Genomic DNA, 24,637 nt, shown 5'->3' with positions numbered 1-24,637 from the left:
CGGAGGTACTCATGAAAATGAATACAGATTCACAACGCTCACCAGGAAGACCCAAACAAGCAGGAGAGGATTTACCCGTACAAGAAATAATTCTTCAAACGGCCGCCAAGCTGTTTATGGAGCATGGGTATGAACCTGTCTCACTCCAACAGATCGCTAAAGCTTGCAATGTTTCTAAACCATCCATTTATTATCACTTCACCAGTAAACCGGAACTTTTTAAGATTGCGGTTACAACCATGTTTAAACATGTGCACCAAGCTACGTCACGATTATTAAGAGAAGCAGACAATCTGGAAACAGGACTGCTCCATGTGGCAGAAGCAAGGTTAGCTAATCCTCATGCGGAGATTGAGACTCTTCTCAGAGAAGCGGAGAGATATTTGAGTGAGAAACAGATCGAGGAAATCAGAGCAGCGGAAAATAAAATTTACGTAGAACTGGCTGATTATTTTAAAGATGCGATGGATAATAACCTTCTTCGAAGCAACAATTCCATGCTTCTCGCGCAAACCTTCTCAACAATGATGGTCATCGGCAATAAGGTAGATACATTAAGAGAACATGATTCCACTTTAAATTTAGGTAAGGAGATTGTCGAAATTTTTTTGCGGGGTACGGTGGTGAGATGAATGGCCGTCAGACTTATTTATCATGGTGTTCCTCTCTCCTTGTTCGGAGTTGGAGCAGAAGACATGGAGTGTACAAAGATGAGACGTGATATGAGAGGTTGTAGCGCCCTGCAAAATGCTAAGGAACCTCAGACACGTTATAACGGGGTTTAGGCCATATGTAACATTTTTTGGAGCATTTTAGGAAATAACGTGTCCGGTGTTCCTTACGATTGAAAAAGAAAGCCTGGGGCCCATAAGCCGTCCTATTTCTTAAGTAAAAAACATGCTCATGCCCCCTGAGCCTTCCTGCCGACCTGCTATTTTTCTGAAAACGACTGGCAGCCTCTTCACACTCTCCGTCCCGGCCCAGGAACCAACGCCAGCCAGAAGTGCATTATGAAACAGATACAGTGCAACATTGTAAGCGAGGGTACCCAATACCATCTCCACCACCAAAAAACGTTTTAGCGTGGAGGATTCGATGACGTATACCTGAAATTCATTACGCGACTTTCCAGCCCTGTACCTTGTGATGAATGTTTTCATGAATCACCTTTTCTGTTTTATTTTATCGTATGGCAGGCAGATCTTGTCTTATTCGAAAATAATACTTACATAAAGTAACCTAGTGTGATATAGTCAGTTTATAAACCATACATAAGCGAGGGAACTACCATGAGTGAATTGGAGAATCTGGTCAAAAACCGCAGATCCGCCGTTATTTTTGAAGAAGGAATTGAGATTCCAGATTCAGAATTGCATGAAATGTTTGCCTTGAACAAATTCGCACCTTCCGCCTTTAACCTCCAACATACGCACTATCTTGTGCTGACGGACCCGGCTCAGAAAGAAAAAGTCTATGAAGCTTCACAGCAATATAAAGTTAAAACCGCCTCTGCGGTCATTGTTGTCCTCGGAGATGTCAACGCACACCATCACATCCGTACAATTAATGAGGGCCTGCTGAACCTTGGCGCGCTTACTCCGTTCCAATACGAGCAAGAATCGCAGAGCGTCATTGAATTTTACGAAACTCGGGGAAGGTTCTTCCAGAGGGAAGATGCAATTCGTAATGCCAGCTTGTCAGCGATGCAATTGATGCTGATCGCTCAGGATCGTGGTTGGGACACCTGCCCCATGATTGGCTTCGACGCTGAAGAGTTGCAACGTAGCTTGGATATTCCAGACCATTATGTACCTGCCATGCTGATTACAATCGGCAAAAAGTCAGACGCCAAACAACGTCCGCGCGGATACCGCAAACCGATTAACGAATATGTCAGCTTCAACAAAATGCATGCAGAATAACTTGGGAAAGTGATATCCGTAACTTTTCACTGATTCCATTACAAAAGAGAGGTTGATGATCAGATCATCGGCCTCTTTTCTATCTTCCGAGAATAAAGAAATCGCACGTCAAACCAATCTTTCTTTTTCCAAAAATACATATGAATATTTTTTTATACCATGATAGCATTCGAGATGTAACCCATAACCGCAACGAAAGGAATGAAAACCAATGGAATTCCACATCGAAAACCTGCCAACATCCCGAATTGCCTATGTGCGTCAAGTGGGGCCGTATGGCCCTGCCAACAGCCACGCGATGGAGACGTTAAAGACCTGGGCAAGATCCAAAGGCCTGCTTACAAGGTCGACCATCTTGTTCGGCATTCCGCAGGATAATCCGGAAACCACCCTCCCCTCTCAATGCAGATATGATGCTTGTATTGTCATATCGGAGGATTATGGCCTGGATGAGTCGGCTCCCCATCTTGAAGAAGCAGAACTTCCTGGCGGGCCATATCTGGTTTGCAAAGTCAAACATACAGCAGAAGATATGAAGCAAGCCTGGACCGAGATTTTTCCGTATTTGCAGAGCAATGGGTGTATCATGGACAACAAACCCATTATGGAAAGGTATGCGGGTGATCTGCTTCTTCTGGATTTTTGCGAAATATGTGTCCCCGTTAAGCCGCTATAAATCATTCATAGTTGTTGTGGATGCCAAAAACAACAAAGGCGACTCCAACGTTGAAGTCGCCTTTGTTTATAACTTATTGCCTTGTTCTCACCAATTAAAATGCCCAGTTCCCTTTGCGGAATACAGGTTCCACCGTACCATCCTGCAACTCACCATCAATGTCCAGCCCCGCGGAGCCGATCATAAAGTCCACATGGGTCAGACTGACGTTGCATTCATGTTTCAGCAATTCCTCGTTAGACATCGTCGTACCATCCTTCATGTTGAATGGATATGCACTTCCCACAGCTAGATGGCAGGATGCATTCTCGTCAATACCGGTATTATAGAAAATACGATTCAAGTTAGAAATTGGGGAATCATGCGGCACCAAGGCCACTTCACCAAGATAACGCGCACCTTCATCGGTGGCAAACAGGTTTTTCAGATGCTCTTCGCCCGAAGCTGCTGTAAAAGCAACGACCTGTCCATCCTTAAACGTAATTCTCATCTGATCTACAAGTTGTCCGTTCAGATTCAGCGGCATCGTGCTGCTGACAAATCCGTTGACTCCACTGCGCTTCGGCATGGTAAATACTTCTTCTGTCGGCATGTTCGCAACGGTATACACACCTTGCTTGTTTTCGCTACCGCCGCCACCCCAAATATGGTTGTTCACCAGTTCGATTTTCAAATCCGTTCCGGGTGCGCGGTAGTGCAAGCTTTTATAATTTTTCTTGTTCAGCAAATCACTCATGGCATTCAGGGTGTCCAGATGTTTTTTCCAGTTCTGAATAGCGTCTCCGCCATCGACACGGTTCATTTTGAAGATGGTTTCCCACATCACGTTAATGCGATCTTCCTCTGGAATGTCGGCAAATACTTTGTTCGCCCACGCCTTGGTTGGCGCTTTGATCAGACACCAGCTAATTTCGTGGTTACGTGTATATTTCGAAAATCCGCGACGTGCATGAGCCGCCGCTTTGGTTGCACGCGAAACGTTGTCGGAATTGATGCCTTTGTATAATTCAGGGTCAGGTACTTTGATCGTGAGCGTAGCGCCGCCTGCTTCGGCAAACTTCTCCATCATTTCCGCCTTCCAGGCCGGGTAATAATCAAAACTGTCATCAGAGCCATGTTCAAAACGACTGCGTGTAATATCGTCATCATCAAAATCAACCTGTACATACTTGGCGCCAGCCGCATACGCTTTTTGCACGATCAGACGGGTGAATTCCAATGTTTCGATGGGTGCCGTTACGAGCAGATCCTGTCCTTTCTGAATATTTACGCCGACTTTGACAACCAGCTCTGCGTATTGTTCCAACGATTTTTCAAAGGATTGTTCAAAATTACTCATGGTTGTGTTCACTCCTGATTCATATTTGAATGACTATTGCTGCACATTCATTTAAGCCTTGCGTTTCTCCTGCTCACGCAGCTCGATCCGGCGGATTTTACCGGAGTTTGTTTTCGGAAGATCGGCTACAAACTCGATTTTACGTGGATATTTGTAGGGTGCTGTCCATTCCTTCACATGGTTTTGCAGTTCACGCGCCAGTTCTGGTGATGCGAGAGACTCGTCTCTCAGCACTACAAATGCTTTCACTACGTTACCACGGATCTCATCAGGACTTGCTACGACCGCACATTCCTTCACGCTGGCGTGTTTCATCAACGCTTCTTCCACCTCGAACGGTCCAATCGTGTAACCCGAACTGATAATGATATCATCACTGCGGCCTTCAAACCAGAAGTAGCCTTCTTCGTCTTTGCGTGCGCGGTCACCTGTTACAAAATAATCCCCACGCTGATTCGCTTCCTTCCGTCCCTCATCCTGGTAATAAGCACGGAACAAGGCTGGCATATCCTTATGCACTGCGATATCCCCTACTTCACCAGCAGGTACAGGTTGTCCTTCTTCGTTAATGATCTCAATGAGGCCTGGTGTAATGGACTGCCCCATGGAACCGATTCGTACAGGAGCATCTTTCAAGCTGCCGATCAGCAGCGTGCTCTCGGTTTGTCCATATCCGTCCCGGATCGTCAGGTCAAAGTGACGCTGGAAAATTTCAATTACTTCCTGATTCAGCGGCTCACCAGCAGACACGGCGCTGCGCAGTGCGGACAGATCATGGTGACCCAGATCGTCTGCTTTGGCCATTAACCGATATTCCGTCGGCGTACAGCACAAGACGTTGATCTGATGCTCCTGCAACAGTTCCAGATAACGTTTGGGTTGGAATGATCCATTATAAACCAGTCCGGTCGCCCCTCTTCCAAGCACGGACAGAAACGGACTCCAGATCCATTTTTGCCAGCCCGGTGCAGCCGTTGCCCAGACCGTATCCGAAGGCTGAATATCCAGCCATAACGATGAAGCGATCCGCAAATGGGCATACCCCCAACCATGACTATGTACTACGCCTTTTGGATTACCAGTCGTACCGGAGGTATAAGCGAGAATAGCCATATCGTCACGATGTGTTTCTACTGCAGCCATCGTATCGGACTGGCCTTGCATTAACTGGTGTACATTGACCCAGCCTTCTCCAGGTAAGCTATCATCACCATTTGGTGATGCAACGATGCGATGTGCCAACGCTGGCAAATCTGCATTTATCTTTTCAACTTCAGCAGTCGTCTCGGACCAGACAATGACAGCCCGGGCCTCGGAATGCCGAAGACGATACTCCAGATCTTTCGCACGCAGCATTTCGGAAGAAGGAATAACAGCAATGCCCAGTTTCAGGCAGGCAATGTATATAACATAGGCAATAATCCGGCGTGGTACCATGACCAGCACCCGGTCGCCCTTCTCCAAACCAAGATCACGCAAGCCTCCAGCAAGACGATTGGCCTGTTTCAATAACTCACCATAAGTGATCTCTTCCAATTCTTTATGATCGCTTAGCCATCTAAGTGCAACCCGATCCGACGGGTGATTCTCCATCTCGGATGTCAGGTTATAGGTTTCAGGCGAAATCCACTGTTGAAAATTCAAATGGAGCCTCTCCTTCATATTTCAAATGTATAGCATCTATATATTATACCCTAAATCCTAGGACCTGGTGCTATGATATGAAATAGTTTAAGAAAAAAATAAACACAGGTCAATTAAGACAAGCTCTAAAAGGTCTATCTCTACATATAAAGAATGATATTTAAGACAAAAAAAGTGTCCTCCCGACTACAGGAAGACACCTTCGTTATCCCAACATATCTATAACAAATGGATCCATTTAATCATTGTAGACATGACTCTGAATCTACAAAGTCGTATCTCTGCGTTACAAGTTTACCAAGCGTAGTTTCCAATGCCATCCAAGATACTTTCGATTTCACTCAGCTCTTCCGTCGTCATGTCTGGTGCCTGAAGGGCGGCTACGTTTTCTTCGATCTGTGACACACGGCTTGCGCCAATCAGAGCGGAAGTAACTCGGTTACCACGCAAAATCCAGTTCAGCGCCAATTGGGAGATCGTTTGACCTCTACGTTCAGCAACCGCCTGAAGGGCTTCGAACTTGGCGATCCGTTCGTCCGTATAGGCTTCTTTTCTCAGATTGCCTGTTGGATTAGCGCGCTCTTCCTTGATCTTGTCCACATATTTATTCGTCAATTGTCCGCGGCCAAGTGGACAGAAGGCGATCGATCCTACGCCGTGCTCATCCAGCACATCCTGCAATCCATCCTCAATCCAGCGATGCAGCATCGAATAGTTTGGCTGGTGAACCAGACAAGGTGTTCCGAGACGACGCAAAATAGTAACTGCTTCTTTCGTCTGTTCGGCATCATAGTTGGACAAGCCTACATACAGAGCTTTACCCTGTCTAACGATATGATCCAGCGCAGTCATCGTTTCTTCGAGCGGTGTCTCCGGATCTGGACGGTGATGATAGAAAATATCTACGTAATCCAGTCCCATCCGGCTCAGACTTTGGTCCAGACTAGCAATCAGGTTTTTGCGAGAACCCCATTCCCCGTAAGGACCGTTCCACATATGATAACCTGCCTTGGTTGAGATGAGCAGTTCGTCGCGGTAAGGACGCAGATGTTTTTTGAGAATGACACCAAAATTCTCTTCGGCTGATCCTGGAGGTGGTCCATAGTTGTTGGCCAAGTCGAAATGGTTAATCCCCAGATCAAATGCGCGCAGGATCATCTCTTCCTGAATATCCAGGGTGCGGTTTCCACCAAAGTTTTGCCATAAGCCAAGGGCTATTTGCGGCAGCTTAATTCCGGTTTTGCCAGAGCGTGCATACTTCATTTCACTGTATCGTTGTTCACTCGCAGTATAAGGCATGGTTAATCTCTCTTTTCCTGTAAAAGTTATTGAATACCCTCTCATCTTAGACAATTTCCATCTAAAACGATATGGCATTTCACTACAACGATATGGAAAAATGATTGGTATCTTCATCAAATGATATTTATAAAACGATTCCTTTTCACCTTTTATATGTTAAAATGCAAGGTATAACGACCTCATAACAGGAGTGAATAGCCTTGATTACGTATATGTGCAAAAACAATCACTTTCAGGAGCTGCAGCTCCTTCATTACGGCACAGAAGCTTGCGCACCCGGTCACCACTTCGGCCCGGCCATGCGGGATTATTACAAAATCCATTACATATTGGACGGCAAAGGTACCTTCGAAGTTGGAGGCAAAAAGGTTACGCTGCACAAAGGACAAGGGTTCCTCATCGTGCCTCATTCTGTCGTTCATTATGAAGCAGATCAGGATGATCCGTGGGAGTATAGCTGGGTTGCTTTCCAAGGAAGCACCTGCCCTTCGTTATTACAGCAGGCTTGCCTGTCTGAGCACCATCCGATCTTTGAGATGGGTAATGACGATGACGAGATGCGCTCCTGTCTGCACCGCATGATTAGCTCTCGCAACACCCATAAGGGATGGGAGATCAGCATGACGGGATTGCTCTTTCAGTTTTTCTCCATTTTGATTGATCGGGCCAGTGAGGATAGACCTATTCCGTTCCAGGACTATACAAAAGAAACCTATGTCACTCAGGTCATGGATTTCATTGAGATTAATTATGCCAATACCATCACCGTACAGTCCATTGCGTCTCATGTTGGGTTGCAGCGCAGTTACTTATGCTCCCTCTTCAAAGACAAGATGGGCACCAGCATTCAGTCTTATCTGGTCAATTACCGCATGCGCAGGGCGGCTGAGCTGACGCTGGACCCGGCTTTGACCATTGGGGATATCTCCCGTTCCGTTGGATATGCGGACCAGCTGCTTTTCTCGAAAATGTTCAAAAAAGTTATGGGCGAAGCCCCTACGTATTATCGCAAACACAAAACAGCACCTTCCCATTTATGCAGCTAATGGGAACGTGCTGTTTTGTATTTTTACACAGGATATCACTACCTGCTTATGACTGAATTCCATTCGTTCGTTCTAATCGTTCTGCTTTAAACTTGCTCCTGCATGGTTACGCCTACCACTTGAACTTTAATTTCATTCACCATAATGCCTGTTAATTGCTCCACAGCTTGCTGCACATTATGTTGAAGTTCCTGACAGACTTCATGCATCTTCCTGCCATATTGAACATTAATTCGCAGTTGGATGGATGCCTGATCATCTTTGATCGCAACGTCAATCCCTTTTTGCAAGCTTTTTCCGCTGATACTCTTGGCGATTCCTTCCGTAAGACCAACAGACATAGAGGATATTCCCTCTGTAGTCTGAGCGGCCATACCTACAATTTTGGATACTACATCGTTGGAAATATGAATAGCGCCCATTTGAACCAATTGTGGCTCAATATACTCAGGTTCAATGTATGGTTGTGGGATGATTTCAGACATGATCTCCACTCCTTCTATATAAGTTATAAATGTTTAAGCATTCTGCCATTTGTCCTTAAAGAATAGCTGATAGATTCGAACCAAAATAATTTTAACGATCATGTAGACAGGGATGATAATCAGAATGGCAATAATGCCGCCCAGATCACCTGCGCCCAGCACCAATATAATGGTGGTAAGCGGGTGAATATCGAGTTTTTTGCCGAATACATACGGTGCAACCAGATTATCCTGAATTTGCTGTGCTACCAGAATAATAATGAGTGACCAGATCGCAACCGAAGGGGATACCACCAGTCCCATAATGACAATAGGAACGGAGGACAGAATCGCCCCGATAAACGGAACAAAGTTCATAATGACCGCAATTACGGTTAACAGCAGGGCATACGGGAGACCGATGATCAGGAAACCGATATACATCAGCACGCCCAGTGCCAGATTCACAAGAACTCGTCCAACAATAAAACCGCTTAACGCCTGATCGATCTCAAGTACCACGTCACGGCTGTCTTTTTGGAAGCGTTTTGGTGCAATGTGCACCAGCTTACGGCCGAATTTCTCTCCCTGCTTCAACATGTAGAACAAAATGATCGGGAAAGTAAACAGAACAATCGCAAAGCTGGATATAAGTGAGAAGAATCCACTCACATAGTTCGTTACAAAGGTGAAGCCTTTGTTAATGTACTCCGTAATCTGCGAAAACGGGGTCGACCCTTCCGGGAACAAAGCCTTGATGGCACCGTTCTGTTCCAGCTCTTTAAGCTGCAAACTCAGTGAATTGATCAGATTTGGTGCGTTTTCTACCAGATTGATCAACTGCTCGCGGAGTGAAGGCCATAACCCTATAATAAACAGGGCGAACAGTATACCAAACACCAGATAGATCAGCAGAATGCTAAGTGTGCGATTCAGCTTCTTTTTTTCCATGTAATTGACGAGTGGCCGCAGCAGATAATAAAAGAATACGGACAACATCATCGGCACGGTAATCACCGTAATCATGGTAACAAGCGGTTGGAAAATAAAGCTGACACGTGATAACAGATAGATATTAATCAGTATCAGTGCCAGTGCAATGCTGAAACGTACAAACGAATTTACTTTGAACAAAAAGTTTCCCCTCCACTTAACCTTTTCTATATGAGCATGTTGCAAATTACGATCAGAATGACACAATGTTTATGTCAACCTTATCCTTTATGTCGGTTCTTTATTTCGGAATCTGTATAGTGAACACCGTCGTCTCTCGTCCACGCTGGGAAAGTGTTAATCGTCCCCCCATTTTCTCGGTGTTCCGCCGCGCAATTGCCAGTCCAAGCCCCGTACCCCCGGTTCCCGTCCTAGCCTCATCCCCGCGCACAAATGGATTAAAGATGGTTGCCCACAGCTCCTGAGGGATACCCACACCGGTATCAGCAACCTCAATAACTACATGGTTGTCCAGTGGGATTAACTCCACACGCAGCTCCGTCCCCCGCGGGTTGTAGGACAAGGCATTTGTAATCAGGTTCTGAATCACTCTGGACAACAGTTCCGGATCATACCTCGCATAGATCTCTTCATCAGGGACGAGCACATGCAGGCCAAAATGGTTTTGCTCAATCTCACCATACGTGTCGGCCATAATTTCACGTACAAACTCGCCGATTTCCCGCTGCTGAATGTGCATACGGAAGTCAGGTGAATCCACTTTGAGCAATTCCAGCATATTCTGAATCATGCGTGCGACCTGAACGGACTTATTGTAGATATATCCCAGATAGCGCTGCTGCCTATCCTTGTCTTCCCCTCGCCCTTCCACCAAAGCCTGGGCGTATCCTTGAATACTCGTGATCGGGGTCTTGAGATCATGTGACAGGTCCACAATCAGTCGCTGCTTGCTCTCTTCCGCATAACGCTTCTCCGCAGATGTGTTCTCAATGACGTCCGCCATATAGTTGAAGGTTTCTCCAATCTGGACAAATTCCCGCTCTGCCGAGATGGACATGCGTGTACTATAATTCCCCTGTATCATCTGGGTAAGACCCAGAGAAAGAATACTTAGCGGTTTTTTGATTCGACGGGCGACCCAATAACTGTATACGAATATTAACAGCAAGACCAACCCGATCCCGATCATAATGTAAAACGACAACGGATGCTTCAAATTGGTAATCAGCTGATTATCATTAATTCGCACACTGACCAGATCACGCGGAATCTTCAGCAAAACGTACTTTGCAGCTCCCTCTGACGTAAGCGGACTAATGGAGTAGTAGTACGGCTGTTCATTTCGGTTTTCGAGTCCTGCATATAGCTCAGCTTCACTGTATTGAGTGAACGAATCCTGCTTGTCCCCGATATAACGAATGACCCTGCGATCCGTATCCAGCACTTCAATCCATCCTCCGCTGTCCTTGAGACGCTGAATCTCGGTATTATTGGCCTCATCGGAACTACCTGATAGCCATTCGTTCTCCAGTTCTGTTACATACACATGCGCCTCCACATTCAGATCGGGATCAACCACCTGATCCGATATACGGAAATCGACCACATCCAGATTAATGATAATGTACACGATGGCTACCAGTAGCAACAAAAAGAAGTTGAACAGCAAAAAGTCCAGTGTCAGGGACGTTTGCAACAGTCTCTTTTCTCTAGCTTTCCATGGGCGCTTCAATTTTGTATCCCAGTCCCCTTATCGTTTTTAAATATTCCGGTTGCCTGGAGTCGCGCTCGATCTTCTCCCGAATGTTACTGATATGTACCATTATCGTACTGTCCTCATGCGCGTAATAATCTCCCCAAACGGCTTCGTATATTTTTTTACGGGTGAAGACACGGCCTGGCTGCTCCAGCAGAAGCTCCACAATTTTGTACTCTGTAGAGGTCAATGTCACAGGCTTACCCGAGCGAAAAAGGATACATTGGGATCGATCAAGCCTGAGCTCACCGAGCACAAGATTCAACTCCTTGGCAGCAGGCACGTCAGGTGCGTCAAATTGATTGACTCTTCTGAGCAAAGCTTCCACTCTGGCGACAATTTCCAAGGGATTGAAAGGTTTGGAAATATAGTCGTCGGCACCTAGTCCGAGTCCAAGGATTTTGTCATGATCCTGGCTTTTGGCCGACAGGAACAGAACAGGCATATGGTGCGTGGACCTGATTTGTTTGATCAACTGGAGTCCATCCATCACGGGCATCATAATATCCAGTATGACCAGATCGATCTGAGTTGAACGGATACACTCTAGCGCATCTACCCCATTAACGGCTGTCACAATGTTGTAGTCCTTCTCGAGGTACAGCTGAAGCAGTTCCACAATTTCGGGTTCGTCATCTGCAATTAATAGTGTGTATCTCATGCGAATCCTCTCATTCCTATTTCAATAAATTCAGTTTTCATTCGAATTCGTACATTCCGTTTGCTATTGTTCATATGTCTATACGTTACTACTATATACTACGTCTCTTAAATCAATCTAAACCATTTCTAAAGATAACCTAAATAAAAAGCCCGGGCATCAGGCCAGAGCTTCAAATATAAAGCTAAAATAAGTAAAGTTTCAGTATCATTCATCACTTGCTGCGTAACCAGGGTTCAACTCGTGCATATAATCGCTCTTTGTCACACTGCACATACTGACTCGCCCGATTGCGTACCGGGTCACCGGCATAGAAACGTTCATACAGATCATGTCTGGCTCCCAGCGGACTTCCTGTCAGCTCCCAGGCGAGCTGAAATAATCGAATCTTCTCCGGTGCCTGCAACGTTACGCCTCCTAGATACTTGTTCATCAAGGGGCTGATACTACCTTCGAGCTCCAGCTTCCCGGAAGGAATCTGAATAAGGCCACCTGCAGCTATAGTCTTCAAAATCTCAACAGCGCGCGGGTAATAATGGTTCCCCAGATTACGGGCTGTTTCGATATATTTGAATGATGGTAGCCAGTTCCCATGAACATCCGGGGCAGCCTGTGCCTCAGATGCGATGATGAGTCCTTCAATCGTATGCATCTGGCTGATCATCTCCCCAAGCTGTTCCTGTACATTCAGGAAGGCATCCACTCCAATCTCCTTGGCAATGGAAGACGTGATGGCTGTAATGAATTCCAGCTTCGAATGCAGCCGAATAATGCTCTGATGATAAGCCAGACTGGAGGATGCCACGTTGCAGCGAATCTGCCATACCGCTTCCGAATTGTTGTGCAGCAGTACACGCTCCCAAGGTACAAATACGTCGTCAAAAAATAATATAGCATCCATCTCATCATACTGACTACTGAGCGGATGAGCAGTATCTGAATCTAATGTTGCAAAAGATTCTCTACATACCATATGTAATCCTGGACTTCCTGCTGCCACTATAACCATATGCGCCAATTCCGGACGATGTCCAGGAATGCGCTGAATCGGATATGCAATGATATCGTCCGCATATGGAGCAGCAGTTGCCACCATCTTGGCACCACGGAGGACAACGCCCTCTGTATTGGTGCGAATGATTCGAAGCATCGCATCTTCATCTTCCCCTACAGGCAGAGCACGATTAATCTGCGGGTCCCGCTGCACAATTGTCAGGAAGGCATCCTTCCGTTTAGCCTCATCATAATAGGCAGCGATTTTACCTCCATAGGCCGGGTCATATACAGCCATCGCATCCCGTGTGGCGTACCATCCGGTCAGGCGGGATCGGGCGTAATCCGAGAGACGGCTCATTACCCCATAGGTGCGATCCGACCACAATCGAAAGGCTGCCGCCCTGTCACTGATCTCCTGAGCACTACGGGGGACTCGAAAAGCCTGATGTACATATCCATTCGTCTGCTCATCCCAATAAGCCACTGTTTCTCTCGTGTCCGCATCATCCACCAGATTGAACAGACCTTCAATTGTTTGCAAGGTTCCCCGGAAGGCAGGATGCGCTGTTACGCCAATACGTTCTCCATCCAGCCATACATTCCGTTCGTCGTTCAACCGTTGCAGATAAGCTTGTCCACGGGACATCGTTATGCTCAATGTAATCCTCCTTCTCAGTTAGAAAGGCTAGGAAAACTAAATGTTGTTAATAGTTATAATCATTTCAAGACTCAAGCTACGTCAAAATGATACATATTGTATCTATTGAAATAGTACTTTGCTTTACAGGAAAAAGTCAACAGACACCGAACCTAAGGGCCGGTGCCTGTTGTATAGATTCATATTAGATCAATTTGGCATACATATGACGCAGATAGCGCCAGCGTACCAGCAGGAAAAATAGAATCTGCATGGATGCAAATACGAGGAAAATGCGCAAAGTATAACCCATAACAGAGAAATCAACCAACTGCTGTAATGCAACGAATGCAACAGAGCTGTGGATAATGGCCAAGGCTATTGGCAGGAAAAACATCAATACCAGCTGTCTGGTTACGATGCTGCGAAGCTCCGGGCGACTCAGTCCCATCTTACCAATCATGCGGTACTGCTCTTCGTCCCGTTCCAGATCCGCATATAAACGGAAGTAGGTAAAGCTTGCAGCAAAGGTGAAAAAGACAATGCCAATCAACCCACTTAGAATTAGAATAATGCCATTGGTTTGTTTGGAATTAAGCCAATCCAGCACGAGAGCGCTGATCTCGAAGTAGCCCCGATTACTTGAGTCATTTTGAATGGATTCAATCAGATCAGGAGCAAACTTCCGCGTTCCCATCCAATCTGTCACAACAAATTGCGTCTTTCTATCGGGATAATAATTTTCATCAGCCTCGATTTGAATATTAAATTCCTTATTCATCTTGTCGTAAAGCTCATTGGATACCACATAAACGTCCCTTTTGTATTCAGTAGGGATGACGATATCGGTTGCAGGTGTTATTAATCTGACTTTTTCTTGAACTTCCCACATACTGATATTTTTCTGAGTTGAACCCTGCCCGGCCTGTGCACGTAATTCCTTGCGACTCGTAAGATTACCCGGTGTCATAAACGAGTCGTTGACATTCTCCAAAGTTCGCTCTTTGTAACCAAGTGCCTTGGCAAGATGATTATATTCACTTAGTTTGATGATATAGTTCCCCTCGTCATCAAACAGCGGAGTATAACTTCCTTTCTGATAAGGAACCTCATTATCAATCAGTGTCTCTTCGATCTTCCTGATGTGCCGTTCTGCGCCAGGTGTATCCCATGAATTCTGGTAAGTAAATGCATATGGATTCGTCATGGATGACAATCCCGGATCAGCGATCGCCAGCATCGTACCAATGCCTGTAAAGGCGGAAGCCGAGATTATACTCACCATAAAAAACATGACCGCATTATCTTTCATTCGATAGGTAAGTTCGGACAAAAACAGCAAATTCGTTTTGCGGAAAAACAAACGCTTATTGCCTTTAAGCGCCCGAATGGCATACACACTAAGTTGGGTGAATAACAGATACGTGCCTGCAATAACCAAAACAACACTACCAAGCAGCAAAGGGAAAGAGTATGTGATCCATACAAAGGCAAATACACCCGCATATCCACCCCCAATGAGTATGACGGAGAGAAGTGCTAAAAGACGAGAAGCCTTTGGCTCGGGTTTTGGTTTTTCCTCTGATTTTACAAGGTCAATCAATGACCCTTTTCGCATCAGCAGCGATGAGCTCAGCGCAATCACAACAAATAGCAGCAGAAATGCTCCGACAGTAAGTGCGATTGCTTTTAATGGAAAATAGAATCGGAGACTTTCTTCCACCGCCAGCATCGAACCGCAGATCAACAGGATCAGCTTGGCAAAGATCATTCCTAATCCAACGCCTGCCACAATGGCGGCGAGTCCAATGCACAAGTTTTCCATAAATAACAGTCGGTTCATCTGTTTACGTGTCATGCCAATGATTTGAAATATGCCGAATTCTTTTTTACGCGTCTTTAGAAATGAACCTACGGAATAGAGCAGAAACAGAAACGAAAAGATGAAAATAATGATCTCAGCAATCAAAAACCCCTGATTCGCAAGCATGGTCACTGTCCCACTTGAACCCTTCAGTCCATCCTTCAGATCTGGGTGAAACAAGAGCAGCGCATACGTAAAAAAGATCATGACGGAAAACGTACTGCTCAGAAAATGGGCCAGGTAAATTCGTTTGTTGCGAACAACATTATTAATGGCGAACTGGCGAAAATTCATGTCCTGAGCCTCCCATCAGGGATAATACGTTGATGATTCGTTGATAGAACGTCGATCGGTTATCTCCATAATGAATTTCGTTATACAGTCGTCCATCCTTAATAAATACAACCCGGCTGCAATAACTTGCCGCAACAGCGTCATGCGTGACCAGCAGCATGGTGGCCCGATCTTCCTGGTTGCGACGTTCCAGCATCTCCATTACATCACGCGCTGCCTTCGAATCGAGATTTCCTGTAGGCTCATCGGCCAGCACCAGCTTGGGAGAATGGATCAGGGCTCGTGCGATTGCGGTCCGCTGGGCCTGACCTCCGGAAATTTCATACGTGCGTTTGTTCAGAAGAGATGCGATGCCGAGCTTCTCTGCGAGTCGATCAACACGTTCATTCATCTCCTCAACCGGTACGCCGTCCAGCGTAAGCGGCAGGACAATATTTTCTTTTACCGTGAGTGTGTTGAGCAGGTTAAACGACTGAAATACGAACCCCAGCTCTCGGCGTCTGAACAAAGCCAGTTCATCGTGATTCAGTTCAAACGGGTTCTTACCTGCAATCTTCAGTTCCCCTGAAGTAGGGTGGTCGATGGTTGAAATCATGTTTAGCAATGTTGTTTTGCCGCTGCCTGATGGACCCATGATGCCAACGAATTCACCCTCCTGAATACTGAGATCAATACCTGATAAGGCTTCGTATGACACGATCCCTTTATAAATTTTGCTAATCTGTTTTACTGAACATATCTCCATAGGTTAATGGCTCCTTTTAGATTTCGTATTTGAATTAAACCAAGTTGAACTGAACTTCATCGCCATTCGAGGTCGTTCTCTACTTTCTGATTTCAGTCTATCGAAGTTTTGACCATTCTCCTATGGATTAACCTTTCATCTTCATGACATTATTGTAAGATTATCTAGTCTCTTTATCAGACAATCGTCCTCTACTATGTAGAAAATGAGAAAGACGCCGATCCCTGTCAGGGCACCAGACGTCTTCTCATTTCGTTCCGTATCATGCAGATTTATATTTCAGGTTTCAAATGTAATGGTTACCGTTGTCCCTTCTCCCTGAATGGATGTAAGATCAATCCGATGGTTCATTCGTGTCAGGACATCTTTTACAATATATAATCCCATCCCCGTGGATTCTTTAAAATGACGCCCATTCTCTCCGGTGAAAAAAGGCTGGTACACTCGGTTGAGATCCGACTTGGGAATACCCACTCCTTGATCCTTCACTTCAAGAATGATGGACCGTGTGGCTTCATAAGCCTGGATGGTTACCTTTTGCCCGTTTCCCCCGGAAGAGTACTTGATCGCATTGGATAACAGCTGTACGAGGACAAATCGAATCCACTTTGCATCCGACTGAACAACTAACGCAGAATCAATTTTCATCTCGGGATATACGTGATTGCGAATGAAGAACCGTTTCAGCTCATGGATGGCTTCTTCTCCGGCCGCCTTGAGGGATACCGGTTCCACACTGAAATCCTGTTCAAATGTCTCCAGCCGCGCCATGTACAACACCGTTTCCAGCCCTCGTCTCATCTGGTCTGCTTCCTCTCGAATGCTGATGAAACGGGGGTCCTCATCCTCCTGATCCTCAACCGTCAGTTCAATGACGGACAAAGGTGTCTTCATCTGATGAACCCATTGATTCATAAAAGTCAGGTATTCCTGTTGACGCTGTTCCAGACGATGCAGATGCGCATAATAATGACCGTACTGTGAGTCCAGCAGTTCTGACAATGCCTGCGGCAAGGGCGCGGGCTCATTCAGTGGAACAAATTCTTTCAGATCATTCATTCGTTGTGACATCCGGGAATAAAACATGCGATGGGACAGATACCGATAAATGAGATAACCTGCATATAGGACTAACCCTAAAGATACCGCATACGTGGCCGTTAACCAGTGATCATAGCCGTCATACCAGAAGACCGCCACCACAGTGAGAAGCACAACGATTACCCAACAAGTCAGTACAATATGTTCTTTGATAAACAACTTCATGAGGGCGACGATGCCTTCCAATTACTGTTGAGTCGATAACCTGAACCTCGCACTGTCTCCAGCGCATCTGTAATTCCCAGCTCAGTCAATCGTTTACGAACTCGGGTCACATTCACACTAAGTGTGTTATCATCCACAAACGAATCGTCCCACAGCTTTTCCAAGATGGTTTCACGACTAACCAGTTTGGGACTTCGACGCAGCAACGTCTCCAGCAAAATGGTTTCTTTCTTGGTCAGCTGTATCTTGCGGTCACCGAGCTCCATCTCCAATCTTTCCAGATAAACAGTTAATCCATCCAGCTCCACCTTGCGCTCTTCATGACGCGCAGCGTAATCGCCATACACCCGGCGCAGCTGACTTCGAATTTTGGCTATGACAATCTCATGCTCAAACGGCTTCGTAATATAATCGTCCGCACCGTTCTCCAGCGCCATGACCTGATCCATCTTGCCACTCCGGGCCGAGATGAAAATAATCGGACATGTGGAGATGGAGCGAATTTGGCGACACCAATAGAACCCATCGTAACTCGGCAAGTTGATATCCAGCAGCACGACATGCGGCTTAATTTGTTCAAACTGCTGAACGACTTGCTCAAAATCCTCAACCGCAACGGCCCTGTCACCATATCGCTCGATATGGGATTGAAGAAGACCCGCAATCTTCGGATCATCTTCAATAATCATTATCGTATACATAAAAAAGGTCTCACCTCTAACCTGTCGTAATGGAATATGCAATTCTCTTTCCAAAATCATAACACAGGTTGGTACTATCGGGCATCGACCTGCTTGCGCCAATCCACAATGTCAGCGTTCAGCTGCTTCAAATCGCCAGACGGCTGCTGCTCATCGGACAAGTTATACTTCTGTTTCAAAGCCAGAATTCGATATACACTTTCATTAATTCGGGATTCTGAAATCTTCCCTGACTTCACCGCACTCTTCAGCGTATCAAAAATAGTTTTGGCACTCTCATAACTGTGAGCTACCAGCAAAATATCGCTCCCTGCCTGAACCGTCGCTACAGCGGCATCGTTCAGCTTATAATTTTTCGCGATCGCGCCCATGCTCAGATCATCTGTGATGACCACACCGTCATACTTGAGTTTTCCACGCAAATGCTGACCAATAATGACGTCCGACAAGGAGGCCGGATGGTCGGGATCCAGCTTCGGAAACAAAATATGGGCTACCATAACCGCTTCCACTTGTTCCTTCACCGCTGCCTCAAACGGAATCCACTCCAGCTGGGCAAGTTGCTTTTCTGTTTTGTTCACGACAGGCAGATCCAAGTGGGAGTCCACTGACGTGTCTCCATGACCGGGAAAATGCTTCACCACCGGAATAATCCCTTCGCTGCGCAGCCCCTTCATCTCGGCCATACCCATTTGGGAGACCAGACTGGCTGAACTTCCAAATGAACGATCCCCAATTACCGGGTTATTCGGATTACTGTTTACATCCAGTACTGGAGCAAAATCGACGTTAAAACCTAACAGCTGAATTTGTCTTGCTAACAATTTGCCCATCGTTTGAGCCAAATCAGCATCCTTCGTCTTGCCCACTTTCCCATTGGAGGGTATAGTCTCAACCGTTTCCGGCATACGACTAACTTTGCCCCCCTCCTGATCCACACTCATGAAAATAGGAACCGGATTGGAACGATTCGCATCTTTGATGGATTGCACGAACTTTGCTGTTCCTGACACGGTCGAGACATTATTCGCATAGAAAATAATCCCGCCCACCTTCTGATCCGTAATCATCCGTTTCGCTTGAGCATCCAAAGTGGTTCCCTGAACACCCGCCAGAATCATTTGTCCGATCTTCTCATCCAAAGACAATTGGTCAAGCTGCTCATGTACCGGGTCTTTCTCTTCCTGTGGAGGCACTGTATTCTGTTGATTATCCTGATCATTCTGATTGTTTGCACCTGTGTTTGAATTCGCATTGGTCTCCGTTCCGGCATTATTGTTATTTTTCTCAGACGAGGAGGGCTTCTGTGACTGCCCACATGCGGATAAGAGCAGGACTATGCCGAATAGCAGAAACAACATTTGAAGCGTGTGTATATGTTTGTTTTTTAACTTGCGATTATGGCTATACAAGGATGTTCATCCTCCTTAAGCGTTGTTGTCATTCAGGCTGAATGTGGTTCAGGCATAACCTTATCATAAGGTGCTTCATTTTCAAAATGGAGATGGGTCGAGTACAAATTCTGAGATATAGCCTGAATAACGCAAAAAAATTCCCCGTTCGGGGTTAACATGTGGTACTTCTTGGGTGTTATTCCTTGGGCGTGAGTGATTGGAGGGAATGAGAAAAGGTGTATGCGGTGCGAAAATGGTTTTCTATTGTGAATTTTTCATATGTTGAAATTATTATTATAGGGAGGTGAAAAATCCGCCTTTCGGCGGCAGACAACTAATGGATGATGGGTGATTAATGCCCGTTCCTTCCGTAATGATTAGCCCTACACCTCCGGCTGCTCTGCGACGATAATATTCCACGACCTCAGGTCCAGGTACTCCTTCGGGTGAAAATCCACGAGTCATGGGCGCCATGACGATCCGGTTGGACAAGGTAAGCTTGTCCGAGGTAAATGGTTTAAACAAAGCTGACGGTACATTCATTGTGTGTTGCTCCTTTACGACCAGATTGGAAGAAAACATATACATTTTCTTGCACACGCTCTTGTATAATTACCACAGATGTTATTCAGCGAATTGGTTAAGATATATTACCTTTCTATTTTTAGTTTCTGATTTTTATTTTCAAATTTTTGAATAAAGGGATTAATAATCTCTTGAACTCAAAAATAGAGCAGGCTCAATGTAGCTTCATCTAAGAAGTTCTACAATTTCAGCCTGCCCTACTTTTAACCTAAACCGCCCTCTCTGTAACCAATAATGTGGATGAAGCATAGTATATAATCCATAATCTTCCTTACGTTTAATTAGAATTAACAGGGATATCATTGCGATTAACTTTGAGTAATTTGCCTGATGAAGTCGATAGAACGTCGGGGTCTGTGCCTAGCCCAAAGTAGAAATCACCTTCGTGTTCTTCAAAAGACTTGGCGTACGTGTCCTGGTTAAAACGGAGGATTTCATTCCATGTGTTCAGATCTGTCGATTGATACACCCGGTTTATATAGAGGTTCGCACTTTTTCGTGTGTAGGTAAGCACATAGACTTTCCCGTCCCGAAGCAGTAGATCCGTAGGAAGAGCTTGAGTATCTGGCAAAATGACGCGTGTTGCCTGATTAATGTCGGTCATCACATTCAAGGATTTGGGTAACAGTTGCCCATCATTGAATACCCCCCCGGCAATATAAAGCAGCTTATTGTTGAAATTAATATTTTTCCCTATTTTATTATACGGAACGGTGCCCGTTTGATAGGATAATCCCGGGAGCATTTTGCTGCCATAGATGACGACATCTTTCTTTTCAAGCTTCTCATTAATCTCTAATATATTGGTTTTATCGCCCCAAATTTTATTGGCAGGATACATCATGCCCGATGCATATAATTTGCCCTTGATTTCAAATAGCGTATATGCTCTTAAGCCAAACGTATTGATAGTGGCGAATTTTTGCCAGCTTTCGCCTTGATCATGAGAGATTAATACGGTCGGTTTCTGCTCGGTACCCAGCGCTGCAAACAGTTTGCCCTGATAGGACGCCAAATCGTATACGTGTACACCTAAGGGCAGATTGCGATACTTGGTCCATACATCTCCATCTAACCGGTAGAAGTTTCCCATATCCCATTGCTCACCATCCGAATCATTTCCGGGAATATATAATTTGTCGTTCAGCACTTTATAAATATCAATTTGTTCCTCATCTACGAATAATTTATTCGAGGGTACGATGCTCGGATTGCTATTGGTGACGGACTGGGTTATAAATTTGGAATTGGCTGTATCGTAATAAATGACTGGAATAGGACCCGCATTAGGTGAAACACCTAAATTACTGCTGTTCCCGTGGCCCATATATATTTTTCCTCTGTACAGCTGCAAGTCCCAGACATTATTGGCATACGGTGCTTTCTTAAATGGTCTTCCAAGCAACTCGATCTTGGACGTCACATCGGCTGATGTGATGGGTGCATTGGACACCTTGGCAAGTGCCCGTTCGGCAGTCGGCTGCTGATCGGTTGAAACATTGTTTTTGGGTTTCGAATTACCCATAAGCAGCCAGCCCATGCCTGCAACGATCGTCAAAATCACGGCTGCCCACTTCGTATTCCTCTGCATGTCCGCTCCTCCTTCATTTTTATAAGATAATACCTTTACTTCAAAATGATACAAATTGTATCTTTTTATATTATGTAAAATGAAACGTACTTGCAACAAATTCCGCCCGTTTTGTGCAAAAAAAATAGACAATCGCATCCCATGATGCGTTGTCTATTTGTGATTTTTCGTTGTGGCTGCCTACCCTTTGCACATCAGTTCCAGTTGAGCTCTAGCTGTTTGCCTGTTGCGGACTTCCACTCTATTATTTCGTCTTGTTATTGGCTTGGTAAATTTACTCTGCTTTCACCAAAACTTTAACCTGGTTTTTCTCTTTCAGCAGTGCTTCAAATCCATGTTCTACCACTTCGTCCAAACTGATTCGTTTGGTTACCAGCTTGTCAGCTGGGAAGAAACCTTTAGCCATCAAGCTAATCACAGCCGGGAATACGTCACGATAACCGATAATGCCATTGACCGTACGCTCCTTCATGACAATGGAGTTTGGCACAATCGGTGCTTCCTGTTCAAAAATGCTGACGATCATCAATTCACCGCCAATACGCGTTGAATCAATCGCTTGTTGCAGTACCGGTGGTACACCCGTTACTTCATAAGCTACATTCACGCCGCCTTGTGTACGTGCATGAATTTCTTCCACCACATTGTATTGTGTAGGATCAATAACAATGGCACCAAGTTCTTCCGCTTTGGCTTTACGTTCCTTGGATAATTCCACAACATAAATATCCGATGCGCCAGAAGCTTTCAACGCTTCAATAACCAGCAACCCGATTGGACCCGCACCAAAAACAGCCGCAGTGTCGCCGACTTTCAGTTTGCTTTGACGAACAGCATGAAGAGCTACTGCGGAAGGCTCCACCAACGCTCCTTGCTCGTACGAGATCGAATCAGGAATGGCATGCACCATATATTCCTCAGCCGTTACATACTCCGAGAAACCTCCGCCTCCCCCAGCCAGGCCCAAGAAACCCATCTGATCACACAAGTTATATTTCCCTTGTTTACAGGCTTCACAATGACCACATGCATAGATTGGTTCCACCACAACGCGGTCACCTGGCCGAAAACGTGTCACGCCTTCTCCTACTTCAACGACTTGTCCTGAAAATTCATGCCCCATCACAACAGGTGCTTGTTCCCCTGTTAGCGGATGTGGTGCTTGAGCCGGAATGAAGATTGGACCAGCAGTGTACTCGTGCAAGTCACTGCCACAGATCCCACACCACTCGACTTTTATTTTAACCTTTCCCTGTTCAGGGCGGGGTTCATCAATATTTTCGAGTCGCAAATCTTTTACTCCATGCCAACGCAATGCTTTCATTTGTTTCATCTCCCAGATCATAATTTTTGATATAATCGGAAACGTTTCCGTAAATTAAATATGTCACATTTTGAATAGGCTGTCAAACATAATTTGTCACACTTATGTCTATCTTATGAATTTCACGTCGATAATTCTGGTGTAATAACGGCGTTCTCAATATATCGATCATTTTTTGCTCTGTGGCTTTCTGTCCGTTCTCTTGTATATGTTTAATTCAATGGATATAGAATGCGCGATTTATCTCTATTGATCCATTCGATTCTTTTGGAAAACCAACAGACATCTCTGTCCTTTCTATCGTATTCACGGGATAGTTATTGGCTCGAATGTTATAATCAAGGTATAGGATTGTCTTTCCCTTCGTACATATTTTCAAAATTAGGAATCGTTTCCGATGAAGTGAGGTTAACTAAACGTGAGTAAAGATCAGAAGATTACGATCAAGGACGTTGCAGAACTTGCAGGTGTAGGTATCGCTACCGTCTCCCGAGCCATTAACAATTCCGATGGCATCAGCAACAAAACACGGGATAAAGTCTTGCAGGCCATTGAGGAGCTTGGATTTGTCCCCAATACCTCTGCCCAGAGTTTGAAAATACGCCAGACACATCAGATCGCACTGGTTGTTCCCGACATACGCAATGCTATCATTCCCGAGATCTCTTGGTCTGTTGAACAAACGGCTAAGCAGCATGGGTATCATGTGGTTCAAATCAATACGGCGGGTAATGCACGAACGGAACTGGAAACCATTCGTACGATCAAAAAATTGCACGTGGACGGGCTTATTTTCATGCCTTTGGCTTATCCCAAAACGTTGCCTGGCTTAATTGATAAAGCTCCCCTTCCCATTTCCATGATCAATTACGGTAAAAAGCTGGACCCTGGCATGAAAGCTGATGTCGTTTCTCTTTCACAGCCTGAAGGGAAATTGGTGATGGAACATCTGATTAAGATTGGACGGACCCGCATTGCATATGCCGGTGCTCCCAAAGACATTATTGAAGAGCGTTATCGGGCTTATGAGCAAGCACTCGGACATGTAGATATCTCGCTTGTTTACTTCGGAGAAGATTTTTCATTGAATACAGGAGCTAATGCAGCGGATTATTTCTATGGACTGACTCACATGCCAGATGCCGTATACGCGATTAACGATATGGTCGCCATCGGACTGGTAAATCGGTTTAAAGAACTCGGCGTTCGTGTCCCTGAAGATATCGCAGTTGTGGGCGTTGATAATAACCAATGGACTACCGTTACGTCTCCGCAGATCAGTTCAGTCTCGATTATGGGCGAAGAAGTGGCCCGACTTGCTACGGAATTGCTGTTAAAACGGATTCGAGAGATGAGCACCACGGATTACGAACATATTCAATTTGAGCCACGGTTAATTGTGCGCGAGTCCAGCGTTGCCATGATCCGCTCATCTTCACAAGGACCACGCGCATAAGAATGATTGCGAAGACACCG

General features: G+C 45.4%; 21 protein-coding genes and 1 pseudogene. 5 read left to right on the top strand and 17 right to left on the bottom strand.

Features of this window, described 5'->3' with window-relative positions; genetic code table 11:
* The first annotated feature begins 11 nt into the window (after positions 1-11).
* Positions 12-632 (top strand): TetR/AcrR family transcriptional regulator, encoded by a 621-nt coding sequence (locus tag BMW94_RS02390; RefSeq protein WP_254790078.1) that lies wholly within the window; start codon positions 12-14, stop codon positions 630-632.
* Positions 633-884: 252 nt separating this feature from the next.
* On the opposite strand, the gene BMW94_RS02385 is transcribed toward BMW94_RS02390, so the two are convergent.
* On the bottom strand, positions 885-1,160 hold the full coding sequence (locus BMW94_RS02385) for a hypothetical protein (RefSeq protein WP_090994048.1): 276 nt from the start codon (positions 1,158-1,160) through the stop codon (positions 885-887).
* A 129-nt stretch (positions 1,161-1,289) separates the two neighbouring features.
* Here BMW94_RS02385 and BMW94_RS02380 point away from each other — a divergent pair, with 129 nt between their 5' ends.
* Together BMW94_RS02380 and BMW94_RS02375 are read left to right on the top strand one after the other, a co-directional pair.
* Positions 1,290-1,922 (top strand): nitroreductase family protein, encoded by a 633-nt coding sequence (locus BMW94_RS02380; RefSeq protein WP_090994046.1) that lies wholly within the window; start codon positions 1,290-1,292, stop codon positions 1,920-1,922.
* A gap of 211 nt (positions 1,923-2,133) precedes the next feature.
* Positions 2,134-2,598 (top strand): AraC family transcriptional regulator, encoded by a 465-nt coding sequence (locus tag BMW94_RS02375; RefSeq protein WP_090994044.1) that lies wholly within the window; start codon positions 2,134-2,136, stop codon positions 2,596-2,598.
* Positions 2,599-2,692: 94 nt separating this feature from the next.
* Here the strand turns inward: BMW94_RS02375 and BMW94_RS02370 are convergent, their stop codons facing one another.
* The 3 genes from BMW94_RS02370 to BMW94_RS02360 all read right to left on the bottom strand — a co-directional run bounded on the left by BMW94_RS02370 (position 2,693) and on the right by BMW94_RS02360 (position 6,880).
* The gene (locus BMW94_RS02370) at positions 2,693-3,937 is read right to left on the bottom strand and encodes an aminopeptidase (protein WP_090994042.1); all 1,245 of its coding nucleotides are present in this window, start codon (positions 3,935-3,937) and stop codon (positions 2,693-2,695) included.
* Between the two features lie 51 nt (positions 3,938-3,988).
* On the bottom strand, positions 3,989-5,530 hold the full coding sequence (locus BMW94_RS02365; protein ID WP_254790090.1) for an acetate--CoA ligase: 1,542 nt from the start codon (positions 5,528-5,530) through the stop codon (positions 3,989-3,991).
* Between the two features lie 345 nt (positions 5,531-5,875).
* Complete coding sequence (locus BMW94_RS02360) at positions 5,876-6,880, bottom strand: aldo/keto reductase (RefSeq protein WP_090994038.1); 1,005 nt, start codon at positions 6,878-6,880, stop codon at positions 5,876-5,878.
* Positions 6,881-7,083: 203 nt separating this feature from the next.
* Between BMW94_RS02360 and BMW94_RS02355 the strand changes: the two genes are divergently transcribed.
* A complete protein-coding gene (locus tag BMW94_RS02355) occupies positions 7,084-7,929 on the top strand; it encodes an AraC family transcriptional regulator (protein WP_090994036.1) in 846 nt (281 codons plus the stop codon).
* An 86-nt stretch (positions 7,930-8,015) separates the two neighbouring features.
* Here BMW94_RS02355 and BMW94_RS02350 read toward each other — a convergent pair whose 3' ends face one another.
* The 13 genes and pseudogenes from BMW94_RS02350 to BMW94_RS02290 all read right to left on the bottom strand — a co-directional run bounded on the left by BMW94_RS02350 (position 8,016) and on the right by BMW94_RS02290 (position 23,161).
* Positions 8,016-8,414, bottom strand: a complete 399-nt coding sequence (locus BMW94_RS02350; RefSeq protein ID WP_090994034.1) for an Asp23/Gls24 family envelope stress response protein — start codon at positions 8,412-8,414, stop codon at positions 8,016-8,018.
* Positions 8,415-8,447: 33 nt separating this feature from the next.
* Positions 8,448-9,527 carry an AI-2E family transporter gene (locus BMW94_RS02345; protein ID WP_090994032.1) on the bottom strand — a complete coding sequence of 360 codons (1,080 nt, stop codon included), beginning with the start codon at positions 9,525-9,527 and terminating at the stop codon, positions 8,448-8,450.
* A gap of 100 nt (positions 9,528-9,627) precedes the next feature.
* The gene (locus BMW94_RS02340; RefSeq protein ID WP_090994030.1) at positions 9,628-11,079 is read right to left on the bottom strand and encodes a sensor histidine kinase; all 1,452 of its coding nucleotides are present in this window, start codon (positions 11,077-11,079) and stop codon (positions 9,628-9,630) included.
* Positions 11,057-11,764 carry a response regulator transcription factor gene (locus BMW94_RS02335; RefSeq protein ID WP_090994028.1) on the bottom strand — a complete coding sequence of 236 codons (708 nt, stop codon included), beginning with the start codon at positions 11,762-11,764 and terminating at the stop codon, positions 11,057-11,059. The genes BMW94_RS02340 and BMW94_RS02335 overlap by 23 nt, the downstream gene beginning before the upstream one ends.
* 214 nt (positions 11,765-11,978) lie before the next feature.
* A complete protein-coding gene (locus tag BMW94_RS02330) occupies positions 11,979-13,406 on the bottom strand; it encodes a 4-hydroxyphenylacetate 3-hydroxylase family protein (RefSeq protein WP_090994259.1) in 1,428 nt (475 codons plus the stop codon).
* A gap of 196 nt (positions 13,407-13,602) precedes the next feature.
* The gene (locus BMW94_RS02325) at positions 13,603-15,555 is read right to left on the bottom strand and encodes an ABC transporter permease (protein ID WP_090994026.1); all 1,953 of its coding nucleotides are present in this window, start codon (positions 15,553-15,555) and stop codon (positions 13,603-13,605) included.
* Positions 15,530-16,300, bottom strand: coding sequence for an ABC transporter ATP-binding protein (locus tag BMW94_RS02320; RefSeq protein ID WP_072732602.1), 771 nt, complete (start codon positions 16,298-16,300; stop codon positions 15,530-15,532). Before BMW94_RS02320 ends, BMW94_RS02325 begins: the two co-directional genes overlap by 26 nt.
* A gap of 279 nt (positions 16,301-16,579) precedes the next feature.
* The gene (locus BMW94_RS02315; protein ID WP_090994024.1) at positions 16,580-17,566 is read right to left on the bottom strand and encodes a sensor histidine kinase; all 987 of its coding nucleotides are present in this window, start codon (positions 17,564-17,566) and stop codon (positions 16,580-16,582) included.
* The gene (locus BMW94_RS02310) at positions 17,563-18,267 is read right to left on the bottom strand and encodes a response regulator transcription factor (RefSeq protein WP_090994022.1); all 705 of its coding nucleotides are present in this window, start codon (positions 18,265-18,267) and stop codon (positions 17,563-17,565) included. The genes BMW94_RS02315 and BMW94_RS02310 overlap by 4 nt, the downstream gene beginning before the upstream one ends.
* Positions 18,268-18,341: 74 nt before the next feature.
* A complete protein-coding gene (gene nagZ, locus BMW94_RS02305) occupies positions 18,342-19,679 on the bottom strand; it encodes a beta-N-acetylhexosaminidase (RefSeq protein WP_254790077.1) in 1,338 nt (445 codons plus the stop codon).
* A 318-nt stretch (positions 19,680-19,997) separates the two neighbouring features.
* Positions 19,998-20,204: pseudogene (locus tag BMW94_RS02300) on the bottom strand (12-oxophytodienoate reductase); the annotation flags it as partial.
* Between the two features lie 319 nt (positions 20,205-20,523).
* Entirely contained in the window at positions 20,524-21,837 is a 1,314-nt protein-coding gene (locus BMW94_RS02295) for a hypothetical protein (protein WP_090994019.1), read from the bottom strand.
* Between the two features lie 274 nt (positions 21,838-22,111).
* Positions 22,112-23,161, bottom strand: a complete 1,050-nt coding sequence (locus BMW94_RS02290; protein ID WP_090994017.1) for a 2,3-butanediol dehydrogenase — start codon at positions 23,159-23,161, stop codon at positions 22,112-22,114.
* A 418-nt stretch (positions 23,162-23,579) separates the two neighbouring features.
* Between BMW94_RS02290 and BMW94_RS02285 the strand changes: the two genes are divergently transcribed.
* On the top strand, positions 23,580-24,617 hold the full coding sequence (locus tag BMW94_RS02285) for a LacI family DNA-binding transcriptional regulator (protein ID WP_063563449.1): 1,038 nt from the start codon (positions 23,580-23,582) through the stop codon (positions 24,615-24,617).
* The last annotated feature ends 20 nt before the right edge of the window (positions 24,618-24,637 follow it).

The organism is Paenibacillus sp. OK003 (assembly GCF_900109515.1).
Lineage (GTDB): Bacteria > Bacillota > Bacilli > Paenibacillales > Paenibacillaceae > Paenibacillus > Paenibacillus marchantiae.
Note: the sequence above shows the minus strand (reverse complement) of the source record. Positions and strands in the feature narration are given on the sequence as shown.

Coding starts and splice junctions, on each gene's coding strand:
- BMW94_RS02390 (WP_254790078.1), top strand. CDS start 12: ATGAAAATGAATACAGATTCACAACGCTCACCAGGAAGACCCAAACAA.
- BMW94_RS02385 (WP_090994048.1), bottom strand. CDS start 1,160: ATGAAAACATTCATCACAAGGTACAGGGCTGGAAAGTCGCGTAATGAA.
- BMW94_RS02380 (WP_090994046.1), top strand. CDS start 1,290: ATGAGTGAATTGGAGAATCTGGTCAAAAACCGCAGATCCGCCGTTATT.
- BMW94_RS02375 (WP_090994044.1), top strand. CDS start 2,134: ATGGAATTCCACATCGAAAACCTGCCAACATCCCGAATTGCCTATGTG.
- BMW94_RS02370 (WP_090994042.1), bottom strand. CDS start 3,937: ATGAGTAATTTTGAACAATCCTTTGAAAAATCGTTGGAACAATACGCA.
- BMW94_RS02365 (WP_254790090.1), bottom strand. CDS start 5,530: ATGGAGAATCACCCGTCGGATCGGGTTGCACTTAGATGGCTAAGCGAT.
- BMW94_RS02360 (WP_090994038.1), bottom strand. CDS start 6,880: ATGCCTTATACTGCGAGTGAACAACGATACAGTGAAATGAAGTATGCA.
- BMW94_RS02350 (WP_090994034.1), bottom strand. CDS start 8,414: ATGTCTGAAATCATCCCACAACCATACATTGAACCTGAGTATATTGAG.
- BMW94_RS02335 (WP_090994028.1), bottom strand. CDS start 11,764: ATGAGATACACACTATTAATTGCAGATGACGAACCCGAAATTGTGGAA.
- BMW94_RS02330 (WP_090994259.1), bottom strand. CDS start 13,406: ATGTCCCGTGGACAAGCTTATCTGCAACGGTTGAACGACGAACGGAAT.
- BMW94_RS02325 (WP_090994026.1), bottom strand. CDS start 15,555: ATGAATTTTCGCCAGTTCGCCATTAATAATGTTGTTCGCAACAAACGA.
- BMW94_RS02320 (WP_072732602.1), bottom strand. CDS start 16,300: ATGGAGATATGTTCAGTAAAACAGATTAGCAAAATTTATAAAGGGATC.
- BMW94_RS02315 (WP_090994024.1), bottom strand. CDS start 17,566: ATGAAGTTGTTTATCAAAGAACATATTGTACTGACTTGTTGGGTAATC.
- BMW94_RS02310 (WP_090994022.1), bottom strand. CDS start 18,267: ATGTATACGATAATGATTATTGAAGATGATCCGAAGATTGCGGGTCTT.
- BMW94_RS02295 (WP_090994019.1), bottom strand. CDS start 21,837: ATGCAGAGGAATACGAAGTGGGCAGCCGTGATTTTGACGATCGTTGCA.
- BMW94_RS02290 (WP_090994017.1), bottom strand. CDS start 23,161: ATGAAAGCATTGCGTTGGCATGGAGTAAAAGATTTGCGACTCGAAAAT.